This window comes from Allorhizobium pseudoryzae, from assembly GCF_011046245.1.
Classification (GTDB): Bacteria; Pseudomonadota; Alphaproteobacteria; order Rhizobiales; family Rhizobiaceae; genus Neorhizobium; species Neorhizobium pseudoryzae.
The window spans coordinates 2,674,002-2,686,907 of the sequence record NZ_CP049241.1; the positions used below are offsets into that span (position 1 = coordinate 2,674,002).

Consider the following 12,906-nt stretch of genomic DNA (forward strand, 5'->3'; position numbering starts at 1 on the left):
TTCAGTTCCCCTTCGGATCAAGGACGTCGCGCATGGCGTCGCCGAGGAAGTTGAAGGCAAGCGAAACGAGCAGGATCGCAATGGCCGGGATCATCGGTACCCACCATTGCTCAAACATGAAGCGCTTGGCGGTGGCGATCATCGCTCCCCATTCCGGCGAGGGCGGTTGCGCGCCCATGCCGAGAAAGCCGAGCGAGGCCGCGGTGATGATGATCGAGCTCATGTCGAGCGTGACGCGGACGATGAGGCTCGGCGTGCAGAGCGGCGCAATATGGCGGAAGATGATCCGCCAGGACGATGCGCCGGTGAGCCGGTAGGCGGCAATGAAGTCGCTGCCGCGCACGGTCAGCGTCTCGGCACGCGCCATGCGGGCATAGGGCGGCCATGCGGTCAGCGCGATCGCAAGAACGGCGCTTTCGACGCCGGGCTTCAGTGCCGCGACGAAGGCGAGGGCCAGAACGAGGCGCGGAAAGGCCAGGAAGATATCGGTGAGGCGCATCAACACCGTATCGACGATCCCGCCGAAATAGCCGGCGATGCAGCCGATGGCGAGCCCAAGCGGTGCGACGAGGACGACGACGGCGATGACCATGCCGAGCGTGACACGGGCACCATAGAGGATGCGGCTATAGACATCGCGGCCCAGTTCGTCGGTACCCAGCCAATGCGCGGCGTTCGGTATCGCAAGCCGGTTGCCGAGTTCCTGCGTGGCGGGATCGTGGGTGGCCAGCAGGGGCGCGAAGATCGCCATCAGCACGAAGAGGACGATGATGGTCAGACCGATCATGCCGAGGGGATTGCCCTTGAGGTTCAGCCACGCGCGGTAGCGGTTGCCCCATGTCGCCTGACGGCGCGAGGAGGGCGTTTCGCTGAGCGCCCAGGTACGGAAAGCGGACGCCATTATTGCACCCTTGGATCGAGCAGACGGTACAGAATGTCCGCAAACAGGTTGAGCCCGACATAGATCAGGCCGACGAGAAGGGTCGAGCCGATGACGGGGTTCATGTCGGCGTTCATTAGCGATGTCGTCAGATACTGGCCGATGCCCGGCCACGAGAAGACCGTTTCCGTCACGACCGCGCCTTCGAGCAGGCCGGCATAGGTGAGCGCCAGCACCGTGATCAACTGGACGGCGACGGTCGGAAACGCATGGCTCCAGACGACCTTCAGGCCGGAAAGCCCCTTAGCGCGCGCGGTGATGACATATTCGCCCTTCAGCGCATCGATCATGAAGGCGCGCGTCATGCGGGCGATATAGGCCATGGAAAAATAGGCAAGAATGATGACCGGCTGGGCCATGTGCGCCAACGCATCCCAGAAGGCATCGAGATCACCGGCGAGCAGCGTATCGACCGACATCAGACCGGTGACCGTCGGGATCATGCCATCATAGATGATGTCCTGCCGGCCCGGACCGGGGGCGATGCCGAGGGCCGAATAGAAGATGAGCAGCGAGATCATCGACAGCATGAACACAGGCACGGAATGGCCCGCCAGGCACAGGACGCGGATCGCCTGATCGGTGAACGAGCCTTGGCGCACGGCGGCCCAGACCCCGAGCGGAATCCCGACGAGCGTGGCGAGCAACAGGGCTGCAGTGGCCAGTTCGAACGTCGCGGGGAAGAAGCGGGCGATATCGGTCGCGACCGGGTTCTTCGTCAGAACCGACATGCCGAAATCGCCGTGCACAAGCTGGTTGAGATAATGCAGGAACTGCACCGGAATGGGCTGGTCGAGCCCCATCTCGGCGCGCACGCGCAGGATGACATCCTCCGGCGCATTGTCGCCGACGGCGGCAATGACCGGATCGACCGGCATGACCCGGCCGATCAGGAAGGTGAGGACCGTGAGGCCGAACAGCGTCAGGACGACGCTGCTCAGCATTGCGGAGAAGGACTTAAGACGGTTCTTCAAGCCTTTTTGGTCTCCAGGTAGGTATTGCCTTCGGACAGGACGCCCAGGCGGACACCCTCCACACCGGTGCGGCAGGCCGCGGTCCTCGTGGTCTGGAACATCACGGCGAACGGGCTGTTCTCCATGAACTCGCGCTGCAGCTCTTCGTAAAGAGCGATGCGCTTGGCCGGATCCTTCTCGTCGCGGGCGGCTTCCGCCTTGGCGGTCAGAGCGTCGTCCTTGAAAGAGGAGCGCCAAGCGAAGGGCTTCTTCTTGGCGTCGGCCGAGTTGTCCTTGTTGATGCAGAAGACTTCCGCATTGGAGTTCGGGTCAAAATAGTCCGTTCCCCAGGCCGACAGCGCCATCTCGTGCTGGCGACCGCGCATCTTGGTGAGGACCTGCCGGTTTTCCGCCGATTGCAGCTTCACCCGGATGCCGATTTCGCCGAGATTGGCCTGGATCGCCTGAGCGAGGTCGGGATAAGGCTGGGCTGAATAATGATCGAGCGTGATGTCGAACCCGTCTGCGAGACCGGCTTCGGCCATCAGCGCCTTTGCCTTTTCGACGTCGCGCTTGTACGGGATATCCTTCACCGTGCCCGGGAAGCCCAAAGGCTCCATGCTCTGGTGCACGACGTGGCTGAGCGGAACGATATTCTTCTGCATGCCGTCGTAGTCGAGCGCCCATTTGACGGCCTTCCAGACCTGCGGCTTGGCGAGGTTGGCATTGGTCTGGTTCAGCGAGATCAGCACCAAGGACGCGATCTGCTTGCGGACAAGCGTGATGTCCTTGTCGCTCTGCGCCGCCTTCAACTGTTCGGAGGTCAGGTCGCGAGCAATATCGACATCCCCCTTCTGCAGCATCAGAAGCTGGGAGGAGGGGTCGACCACGTGCCTGACGATGACGCGCTTCAGGTTGCCCTTGTAGGGACCATGCGGATTGAGCTGCAGCGAAATGCTTTCGGAGGCCTTCCAGGCCTGCAGCATGAACGGGCCGGAGCCGGCGCTGTTCTTCTGCAGCCAGGCATTGCCGAGGTCGCCGTTGACCTCGTTCGCCAGAACCACCTTCTTCTCGACGATCGCGCCGATGTTGGCCGACAGGCAGAACAGCAGGAAGGAGATCGAGGTCGGATTTTCGGTCGCCAGCGTGACGGTCTTCGCATCCTTGGCGACGATCAGGGATTCGACATTGTCTGCCGTGAAGCCGAACTGGTTGATGATGAAGGCCGGGCTCTTGTTCATCTTGATGGCGCGCTGCAGCGAGAACGCAACGTCCTCAGCCGTGACATCCGCACCGGAGGAGAACTTCTGGTCGGCAAGCTTGAAGGTGAAAACCTTGCTTTCCGCATCGGCTTCCCAGGACGCTGCAACGACGGGGATGACCTGGTCGGGATTGTCGTTATTGGCGCGCACCAGCTTCTGGTACATGTTGCTGATCATCTCGCCGCCAACGGCCTCAAAACCCTCGTGCGGATCGAGGCTCGTCATGTTGTCGAGCTGCTGGGCAACGACCAGGATATCCTTCGGCGTGGCCGCGAAGGCGGTGTCCGCCAGTTCAAGATACGACAGGAAGGGCAGGGCAGCACTGCCGATCAGAAAATTGCGTCTGGATACCATTGTTAAATTCCCCTTGAACGACCAGATGTTCACAATCCCGGAGATCCACCGGGTTTTTGCCAAAAAATGATGCAAGGCTCATATCAGGCGTCATTTCAGGCGACCAATTCCATTTTTCGCACGGGTTATGCGCGGATTGCATTTGCGACCGATGCGGCGGCTCCCTACTAACGGGGACCGATCTCGCGCCCACACTGGATGTTTGACGATATGCTCACCACCCCCATTCCCGTCTTCGATGGCCATAATGATGTTCTTCTGCGTCTGAGACGCGGTGGTGGAGAGGATCCGGTCAAGCGTTTTCTCGAAGGGGAGGAAGCCGGACACATCGACCTGCCACGCGCGAAGGCGGGCGGTCTCGCCGGCGGTCTCTGCGCCATCTACATTCCCTCGCCAAGCATGACCAAGGATGCCAATGGCGATTTCCCGACGCCCACCCAGGCCGACGCGCTGAACGAGACGCTCGCCATGGCGCGCTTGCTGTTTGACATCGAAGCGCGCTCGCAAGGTGCGGTCACCATCTGCCGCAGCGCCGCCGACATCCGCCGATCAATCGAGGCCGGCAGTTTCGCCGCCGTCGTCCATATCGAGGGTGCTGAAGCGGTCGCCGCCGATCTCGACGCGCTCTATGTTCTCCACCAGGCCGGCCTTCGCACGCTTGGCCCGGTCTGGAGCCGCCCGAACGCGTTCGCCTATGGCGTTCCCTTCCGCTATCCATCCTCGCCGGACATCGGCCCCGGCCTGACGGATGCGGGCAGGGATCTCATCCGCGCCTGCAACGAGCTGAAGATCATGGTCGACCTGTCGCACATGAACGATGCCGGCTTCTGGGACATCGCCAAGATCTCGCAGGCGCCTCTCGTTGCGTCCCACTCGAATGTCCATGCGCTGTGTCCGCACAGCCGCAACCTGACCGATCGCCAGCTCGATTCCATCAAGGACACCGGCGGCCTGGTCGGCATCAATTTCGGTGTCCTCTTCCTGCGCGATGACGGGGTCAAAGACGCAGCGACCAGTCTCGACCTCCTTGTGCGCCACGTGGCCTATGTCGCTGACCGGATCGGTATCGATCGCGTGGCGCTCGGCTCGGATTTCGACGGGACGACGATCCCGGCCGAGATGAAGGATGCCGCCGGCCTGCCGCGTCTGGTTGAAGCCCTTCGCCGTCACGGCTTCAGCGATGCGGAGCTGACAAAGATCACTCATGAGAATTGGGTTTCTGTTCTGGAGCGCACCTGGGGCGCGTGATCGCCAGACCTCTTGTTCCGGAGCGTCACGGATCACAGGCTTTCTAGGGGAAGGTCGAGCCCCGCGGTGCCCTTTAACGGCAGACCGAGGCCCCTCGTCGGAGAGGCCTCGGCATAGCAAGCAGACGTTTGTCAGCAACTCTGAGCGGTCGAGTAACCGCCTTTCATCAGGCAAGGTCGCTCACCTTAAGCCGGCCGCTCCTCGCCCGCATTCGGTCGCCAGGTGATCAGCTTCTTTTCCGCGACGTCGAGGATCAGGTCGATGACGAGAACGAAGACGGCCAGGATGATGATGCCGGCGAAGACGCCAACCGCATCGAAATTGCCTTCCGAGCGTGCGATCAGATAGCCAAGACCGGCGGATGCGCCGAGGTATTCGCCGATGATGGCGCCGACCACTGCAAAGCCGACCGAGGTGCGCAACGACGACAGGATCCAGCTGGCAGCAGCAGGGAAATAGACGTGACGCAGCAGGTCGGAGCGCTTGGCACCAAGAATGCGGGTGTTCGACAGAACGACCGGATTGACTTCGCGGACGCCCTGCATCGCGTTGAAGAAGGTGACAAAGAAGACCAGCGTGACCGCAAGTGCCACCTTCGACCAGAGGCCAAGACCCAGCCAAAGCACGAAAATGGGCGCCAGGACAACACGCGGAATGGCGTTGACCGCCTTGATGAACGGATCAAGCACGCGGGCCACCACCGGGCTGAGGCCAAGCCAGACACCCGCGCCGACACCCAGACCCGTGCCGATGAGATAACCGAGGACCGTCTCGCTCAGCGTGATGCCGACATGCTTGTAGAAGCCGGCATCGGCGACCCAGTCAATCACCTGGCGCACGATGTCGAAGGGCGCTGGGAAGAAGAAGCGATCGATCGCGCCCGTCGATACGCCGAGCTGCCATCCGCCAAGGAGGACCACGAGCAGCACGACCTGAATGATGCGAATGTTAATGGCTTGCATAGCTCTTCTCCACTTCGCCGCGCAGGGAGGCCCAGATGTCACGGTACAGGGTCATGAATTTCGGATCGAGTTTGATTTCCGCGACATTGCGGGGGCGATCCAGATCGACGGGGAAGCTCTCGATGACGCGGCTCTTCGGGCCGGCGGCGAGAACAACGACGCGGTCGCCGAGCGCGATGGCTTCCTCGAGATCGTGCGTGATCATCACGACCGCGCGGCGGTCTTCCTGCCAGAGCCTCAGGAGTTCGTTCTGCATCAGGTGCCTGGTGTGGATGTCCAGCGCCGAGAACGGTTCGTCCATCAGGATGACCTTCGGTTCGGTGATGAGAGCCTGCGCCATCTGGACGCGCTTGCGCTGACCGCCAGACAACATGTGTGGAAAGCGGTTCTCGAACCCCTTCAGGCCAACTTTTTCAAGCCAGGCGAGAACCTTCACCCGCCGTTCCGCTTCCGGCACGCCGCGAAACATCAGGCCCAACTCGACATTCTGGTAGGCCGTTTTCCACGGCAGAAGAGCATCCTGCTGGAAAAGGTAGCCGATATTGTTCTGCACTCCGTTGACGATCGTCCCGTCGATGGCGACCTGGCCCTTTGCCGGCTTGAGCAGGCCCGCAATGGCGTTGAGGATCGTCGATTTGCCGCAACCGGTCGGTCCGACGATGGAGAGAAACTCTCCATCGCCGACATTGAGGTTGACGTCTTGGACGGCGACGAACGAACCGAACGCCATAGTCACGCCGTCAATGGCAACCATCGGCCGGGGATCAGATGCTGCCACAGGGTGTAACTTTCTCACTGGCAAAGACATGGGGATGGTCCTCAGTTTGCGCTCTTCGAAGCCGCTGCTTCAACGAATTTGTTGGTGTAGGTGGTGTTGAGGTCGATCGTCGCCTTGGCGACGGATTCATTGAAGCTCTTCAGCACGGCGAGCGGGGTTTCGAGGTTGGCCGGCTCGAACTTGCCGTCTTCGGAGAAGATCGCCTTCGCCGCCTGGACAGCCTTGATGTAAGTCTGCTTGTCGCCCGACACGAAGTCGTCCGGAAGCTTCGCGACGATTTCTTCTGCAGAATGGGCCTTGATCCAGTGCAGCGCCTTGACGGTCGCGTTGGTGACCTTCTGGATGATTTCGGGGTTTTTCTCGATGTAGTCCTGCGTGGCGTAGAGAACCGAGGTCGGGTAGATGCCGCCGTAGACATCCTTGGCGCCCTGGTCGCTGCGGGCATCGATGAGGATCTTGCCGAGGCCACGCTCGACGACGATCGTGGCCGCCGGATCGTAGTTGACGAGGAGGTCGATCTTGCCCTGCTGCAGCGCTGCCACGGCCGCCGCGCCAGAACCGACGCCGATGATCGAGACGTCGTTATCGCTGAGCTCGTGTTCCTTCAAATAGTACCGGATGAAGAAGTCGGATGACGAACCCGGAGAGGTGATGCCGACCTTCTTGCCCTTGATGGTTTCCGGCTTGGCAGGGTCGAAGTCGGTGTCGTTCTTGCCGGCCAGCACGAGGCCCGAATTGCGGGCCATCATCACGAAGCCGATGACATGCTTGTTCTGCGACTGCATCTGGATCGTGTGGTCGTAGAAGCCGACGGCGACATCCGTCGAACCGGCGACGAGGGCCTGGAGGACCTTGGAACCGCCCTGTGCGAAGTTCTCCGTCGTGACGTCCAGTCCTTCGTCCTTGTAGTAGCCAAGGCTGGCGGCAACGGGGAAGGGCAGGTTGTTGAGGTTGTAGGATCCGACACTCATTCTGACGGATTCGGCGTTCGCGGATGCGGCAAGGGCGCACAGGGCGGCGGTTGCGAGCAGGGTCTTAAGCATCAGGGTCTCCTCCCGGTTTATGCTGTGATGTGGTGTGAGTATTGCTTTGGCTACGCAGCGTCTTCAATCGCTGCGAGGGGTTTTGCGAAGGCATAGCCTTCAAAAAGTCGTCGCGCCGTCCGGACGAGACCGGCCGCGATGGCGCCGTTGCGCATTTCGAGCTGCACGTCCAGGCGACCTGCGGGGTGCTCGATGCCGATCTCGGCGGGGAGCGAAGGCCGGCCCGCCAGGTCGTAGGCGACGGTTCCTTCGGTCACCGCTGCCGTTGCAACGCCGACGGCGCCGGTTGTCGCGAGGGCAGGATGGCATTCGTTCGGCATGAAATAGCGCACGGACAGGGTGCTGCCCTTGCGTGCCGGTGACAGAAGGACCGGCTTCGGGATGACCATGTCGCTCACGTCGCCCATGCCCATGCGCTCGCCGGCCTTGATGCGGATGGCCGTCATGCGGGCGATCAGGTCGCGGTTGTCTGTCAGCGATTGAGGGTCCTCGTAGCCCGTCAGTCCGACATCCGCAGCGCGCATCAGCACCATGGGTATGGCGCAGTCGATAGCCGTCACCTCGATGCCGTCGATCACGTCAACCGGTTTTCCCGTCGGCAGCAGCTTGCCGGTCTTCGCGCCGGCTGCATCCACAAAGGTGAGGGCGATCGGGGCGGCAAGCCCCGGCACGCCGTCGATCGAGGAATCGCCGAGATAGATCACGTCCCTGCCGCTCGTCGGCACCTTGGCCTCGATCAGCTTGCCGGTGTTGACGTTATGGATGCGGACGAGCGTGTTTCGGCCCTTCGCCTCGATCAGGCCGGCCTCGATGGCAAACGGACCGACGGCTGCCAGCATGTTGCCGCAGTTGGGCGAATAATCGACGTACTGGCGGTCCGTCCGGACCTGCGCAAAGAGATAATCGACGTCGGCGCCTTTGATCGTGGACGGGCCGATGATCGCCACTTTTGAGGTGACGGGATTGCCGCCACCGATTCCGTCGATCTGCAGCGGGTGCCCGGAGCCCATGATGGACAACAGGGCGGCGTCACGCTGCGCCTGATCACGCGGAAGGTCGGATGCCAGGAAAAACGGCCCGCGGGACGTTCCGCCGCGCATCAGCACACAGGGGATCCTCAGGAGATCATTCATTTTCGCCTCAATTTTGCACGGGATGGATCAATCCATCGCGTTGTTGCAGTATGGGCAACAAAGGCGTATCTGTTAAATGCAATTTTCGGGAGTTTTATTGCGCAATGAGCATCAATTGCGAAATTCTGGATCTCCGGGCGTTTCAATCGGTGGTGGAATTCGGAAGCTTCCATCGAGCAGCGGAAGCGCTTCACATTTCCCAGCCCGCGCTGACGCGGCGCATTCAGAAGCTCGAGCAGTCGATTGGAGCGCCGCTTCTGGAACGCACGACGCGCCATGTCGCCCCCACCGCGATGGGCCAGGAGGTGATGCCGCTCGTGCGGCGGATGCTGGAGGAGTTCGACGGCTCGCTGTTTGCCGTCCGCGATGGCGCGCAGCGCCGCGGATTGATCACCATGGCTTGCGTGCCGACGGCGGCCTTCTACTTCCTGCCCACCGTCATCAAGACGTTTAGCGAGCAATATCCGCATATTCGCTTGCGCATCCGCGACCTGACCGCCAATGAAGGCCTGCAGGCGGTGGCACGGGGCGAGGTGGAATTCGGCATCAATCTGATGGGCAATTCGGACCCGGATCTGTCATTCGAACCTCTGATCGATGACCCATTCGTGCTGGCCATGCGCAAGGATCATCCGCTGGCGCAGTACGAGACGATCGAGTGGGGCCAGCTCGAACCCTATCCTTTGGTGGTCGTGGATCGGTCGAGCGGGAACCGGACGCTGCTCGACGGCGCGCTCGCGCGACACAATCTGAAATTGAATTGGTTCTACGAGGTGACGCACCTCAACACGTCGCTGGGGCTGGTGGAAGCAGGGCTGGGGATTTCGGTGCTGCCCCGGCTTGCGACGCCACAGGAGGAACACCCCTTTCTCATTGCCAAGCCGATCGTCAATCCGGTCGTCTCACGAACGATCGGCATTGTTCAGCGTCGCAGCAGCGCCCTGTCGCCCGCAGCAGAGAAATTCGTCAAACTGCTGCTGAAAGTCTGGAAGACGCCATAAGACGGGACGTCATCGTGTGCGGCCGTCTTCTGCCGCCAGCAGTGTCTGCATCAGGCGTGCAACAGGAGGATTTCGCCCACGGGACTTCGTTTGATCGGCTTTCCAGATTGGCATCCCGCTTTGCCGAACGACGTCCAGGACCTGGAATGACAGCAACTTTTCCTGTCACCGCACGAAATGGATGTGCGGTTTTCCATCATAGGGGGAGGGAGACACATGCGCGTCCACAGAGAACACGTCGTTGAGCAGTTCGCGGGTCAGAACATCGTCAGGGGTGCCCGACGCAACGACCTTTCCTGCCTGCAGAACGAGCAGGCGATCACAAAACATTGCCGCATGGTTCAGGTCATGCAGCGCGATGATGCTGGTGATCCGAAGGTCCGAGACGAGCCGCAAAAGGCTGATCTGATGATGAACGTCGAGATGGTTGGTCGGCTCGTCGAGAATGAGTTCCTTCGGGGATTGGGCAAGCGCGCGGGCCAAGTGGGCGCGCTGCTTTTCTCCCCCTGACAAGCTCTGCCAGGCGTCGTTCCGCTTGGCAGTCAGTTCCGTTCGATCAAGAGCATAGTTGACCGCAGCATCGTCCTCGGTGGTCCACCCGGAAAACATGGACCGATGCGGAAAACGGCCAAGCTTGACGACATCTACGACCTTGAGATGCGCATTGGTGGTCGCGTGCTGTTCGATGAACGCGACACGCTGTGCAATCGTTCGCCGGCGCACCCGGCTGATGTCTTGTCCATCGAGGGTGATCTGCCCCGCATGGGGTCGCTTCAGCCCTGCCAGCAGCCGCAGCAGCGAGGTCTTTCCAGATCCATTCGGCCCGAGCAGTCCCAGCATTTCGCCAGGCTTGGCGGTCAGACACACCTCCTCGAGGATTGTCTTCGAGCCGACCTTCCAGCCAAGATTTTCCGCCCGTATGCTCATGATGTGCGCTGAAGTTTGTAAAGGATGATGGAGAAGAAGGGAACGCCGACCAATGCGGTGACAACCCCGATGGGCAGTACCTGCTGTGGGATCAGCGTGCGCGAGGCGATATCCGCCAGCACCATGAACACCGCGCCGACAACCGCGCATGCGGGCAGGAGGCGCGCGTGGAGGGGGCCCACCACGAAGCGGGTGGCGTGTGGAACGACAAGCCCGACGAAGCCGATGGTGCCGACCATGCTCACGATCGTCGCGGTCATGATGGCAGTCAGGGCAAACAGAATGACCCGCGCTCGACCGACATCGACCCCAAGGGATGAGGCCGCCTCATCGCCGAAGGCGAAGGCGTCAAGCACGCGCGAATAGAAGAGACAGACGATCAACCCGAGGCCGACGATCACGGACACGAGCCCAAACTCCGGCCAGCGAACGCCGCCAAAGCTGCCGAGCAGCCAGAACATCACATCGCGCGCCTGCTGAGCATTGCCGGACGTGGTGACGATATAGGAGGTCGCCGCGTTGAACAGTTGCGATGTCGCAACGCCGGCGAGGATCGTTCTGTCGGCGCCGCCGCGTGCACCGCTGGACAGAAGCGCCACCAACAGAAACGCTGCGAATGCCCCGGCGAAAGCGCCGGCCGAAAGAGACACCGCGCCCGCACCAATTCCCAGGATGACGACCGCAACGGCCCCGGTCGATGCGCCGGCTGAAATGCCGAGCACGTAGGGTTCTGCCAAAGGGTTCCGCAGCAGCGCCTGCATGATCGCCCCGCACAGGGCAAGGCCAGCGCCGCAAAAGACCGCGACCAGTGCACGGCTCAGCCGGTACTCCCAGATCACGGTTTCGTGGATGCGGTTGAGCTGAACATCCGTCCAGCCCAGCTTGTTGGTGATCGCGGTATAGGTTGTTGACAACGGGATCGGCATGTCACCGATCCCCACGCTGATGGCAACGACCAGCGAGATGGCGACAAGCGAGACGAACGCGATGCCTGCAATGGCAGCAACGCGTCGTGATGGCCGGCTTGACGTCCCGCGGAAGGTGACGGCCGTCACTTCAGGCCAAGCCTTTTCAGCTGTTCGGCCACCTGTTCGGCGCCGTAGATCGTTCGCACCGTCGGATTCATGGCCTGGCCGTCCATGACCACGATTGCCTTGTTCTTGACCGCGGGCATCTGCATCGTCGCGGGATCCGTGGTCAGGAACTTGATCTTGGCCTCCGACTTGTCGAGGTCCCATCGGTTGCGGTCGACCTGCGCGACGACAATGACATCGGGATTGCTGGCGATGATGCTTTCCCAGCCGATGGCGGGAGCCTCGGCCTCGGAGGAGATGGCGTTCGTTCCACCCAGCACATCGGCGATAAAGCCGGACGCAGTGTACTTACCGCCCACATACGCATCGGCAGACGGAGAGGGGCTGGAAAACCAGAAAACGTAGGAGAGCTTCTTTCCGTCCTTGGGCGCCTCGGCGCGCAACGCCGCCTCCCGCTTCTTCAGGTCGGCAATCAAGGCGTCGCCCCGGTCGCGGACATCGAAGATCTCGGCGAGTTCATCGATTTCCTGGTAAAGGGTGTCCATGTTCCAGAGCTTCGATCTGTCGCCGTAGCCAAACTTGTCCTTGGCCTGGCCTTCGGCGACGCACGTGCTCGGGGAGATGTAGCTTGGTACGCCAACCTTCTCGAAGTCCTCGCGCTTGGCAACCTTGCTCGAGGGGCCAAGCAGGCTTGGCAGCGCGGCTGCGACGAAATCCGGGTTCTGTGCCAGAATGGCTTCGAAGGTCGGGAATTCAACCGTCAGAACTTTGACTTTCGCATTGGCTTCGGCGAGTTGCGGAAGCACCTTGTTCGGCCAGAAGGCGGTGCCCGCCATCCGGTCTTCGAGCCCGAGGAGCAGCATGATCTCCGCGCTGTTCTGGCCAAGGCCGATGGCGCGCTCCGGCGCCTTGTCAAACGTCACTTTCGCGCCGCAGTTCTCGATGGTCAGCGGATATGTCGTCGAGGCCGCCAGGGCCGGCATGGCGAGCAGGCCGGTGATTGCGCTCATACCTGCCCGTACAACTAACCTGTTGATCATTACGTTCGTCCTTGTTTCCACTGTCCACCAGAGATGCGCTTCCTGTAATCATCATCGGCATGGAAAACAAGACTGTTTATGTCACCTTTCGTCGCAAATGAGAGGGGCGATGTTGCCTCTGATGCGATGACCTTCGCTGACACGGCAGATCGCAGCGTCAAGCGGAAGCCATCGCCGACAGGAGCCATTAAGTCCGTCAAGGCAATGGTCGGCATCCAGGCTCACGGGGTG

At 61.4% G+C, this 12,906-nt stretch carries 12 protein-coding genes; 2 read left to right on the forward strand and 10 right to left on the reverse strand.

Annotated features, from left to right (window positions below; genetic code table 11):
- Window position 1: 1 nt before the first annotated feature.
- From G6N78_RS12925 to G6N78_RS12935, 3 genes are read right to left on the reverse strand one after another with little or no spacing between them, the layout of a single operon-like run.
- Window positions 2–904: an ABC transporter permease gene (locus tag G6N78_RS12925; protein ID WP_206531653.1), complete on the reverse strand. Its 903-nt coding sequence runs from the start codon at window positions 902–904 to the stop codon at window positions 2–4.
- A complete protein-coding gene (locus tag G6N78_RS12930) occupies window positions 901–1,914 on the reverse strand; it encodes an ABC transporter permease (protein ID WP_165219002.1) in 1,014 nt (337 codons plus the stop codon). The genes G6N78_RS12925 and G6N78_RS12930 overlap by 4 nt, the downstream gene beginning before the upstream one ends.
- On the reverse strand, window positions 1,911–3,509 hold the full coding sequence (locus G6N78_RS12935; RefSeq protein WP_165219004.1) for an ABC transporter substrate-binding protein: 1,599 nt from the start codon (window positions 3,507–3,509) through the stop codon (window positions 1,911–1,913). Before G6N78_RS12935 ends, G6N78_RS12930 begins: the two co-directional genes overlap by 4 nt.
- Window positions 3,510–3,719: 210 nt before the next feature.
- Between G6N78_RS12935 and G6N78_RS12940 the strand changes: the two genes are divergently transcribed.
- The gene (locus G6N78_RS12940; RefSeq protein ID WP_165219006.1) at window positions 3,720–4,757 is read left to right on the forward strand and encodes a dipeptidase; all 1,038 of its coding nucleotides are present in this window, start codon (window positions 3,720–3,722) and stop codon (window positions 4,755–4,757) included.
- A gap of 185 nt (window positions 4,758–4,942) precedes the next feature.
- Here the strand turns inward: G6N78_RS12940 and G6N78_RS12945 are convergent, their stop codons facing one another.
- The 4 genes from G6N78_RS12945 to G6N78_RS12960 form a co-directional block, all read right to left on the reverse strand.
- On the reverse strand, window positions 4,943–5,719 hold the full coding sequence (locus tag G6N78_RS12945; RefSeq protein ID WP_165219008.1) for an ABC transporter permease: 777 nt from the start codon (window positions 5,717–5,719) through the stop codon (window positions 4,943–4,945).
- Window positions 5,706–6,473, reverse strand: a complete 768-nt coding sequence (locus G6N78_RS12950) for an ABC transporter ATP-binding protein (protein ID WP_165219010.1) — start codon at window positions 6,471–6,473, stop codon at window positions 5,706–5,708. The genes G6N78_RS12945 and G6N78_RS12950 overlap by 14 nt, the downstream gene beginning before the upstream one ends.
- A gap of 65 nt (window positions 6,474–6,538) precedes the next feature.
- Window positions 6,539–7,540, reverse strand: a complete 1,002-nt coding sequence (locus G6N78_RS12955) for an ABC transporter substrate-binding protein (RefSeq protein ID WP_165219012.1) — start codon at window positions 7,538–7,540, stop codon at window positions 6,539–6,541.
- A 50-nt stretch (window positions 7,541–7,590) separates the two neighbouring features.
- The gene (locus tag G6N78_RS12960; RefSeq protein WP_165219014.1) at window positions 7,591–8,673 is read right to left on the reverse strand and encodes a 4-oxalomesaconate tautomerase; all 1,083 of its coding nucleotides are present in this window, start codon (window positions 8,671–8,673) and stop codon (window positions 7,591–7,593) included.
- Window positions 8,674–8,777: 104 nt separating this feature from the next.
- On the opposite strand from G6N78_RS12960, the gene G6N78_RS12965 reads away from it, so the two are divergent.
- On the forward strand, window positions 8,778–9,674 hold the full coding sequence (locus G6N78_RS12965) for a LysR family transcriptional regulator (protein WP_165219016.1): 897 nt from the start codon (window positions 8,778–8,780) through the stop codon (window positions 9,672–9,674).
- A gap of 165 nt (window positions 9,675–9,839) precedes the next feature.
- Here G6N78_RS12965 and G6N78_RS12970 read toward each other — a convergent pair whose 3' ends face one another.
- Genes G6N78_RS12970 through G6N78_RS12980 form a run of 3 tightly spaced genes read right to left on the reverse strand, consistent with a single transcriptional unit; the run spans window position 9,840 to window position 12,645 of the window.
- Window positions 9,840–10,601 carry an ABC transporter ATP-binding protein gene (locus G6N78_RS12970; RefSeq protein WP_165219018.1) on the reverse strand — a complete coding sequence of 254 codons (762 nt, stop codon included), beginning with the start codon at window positions 10,599–10,601 and terminating at the stop codon, window positions 9,840–9,842.
- Window positions 10,598–11,599 (reverse strand): FecCD family ABC transporter permease, encoded by a 1,002-nt coding sequence (locus G6N78_RS12975; protein ID WP_234905962.1) that lies wholly within the window; start codon window positions 11,597–11,599, stop codon window positions 10,598–10,600. Before G6N78_RS12975 ends, G6N78_RS12970 begins: the two co-directional genes overlap by 4 nt.
- 53 nt (window positions 11,600–11,652) lie before the next feature.
- A complete protein-coding gene (locus G6N78_RS12980) occupies window positions 11,653–12,645 on the reverse strand; it encodes an ABC transporter substrate-binding protein (RefSeq protein WP_502710549.1) in 993 nt (330 codons plus the stop codon).
- Between the last annotated feature and the right edge of the window lie 261 nt (window positions 12,646–12,906).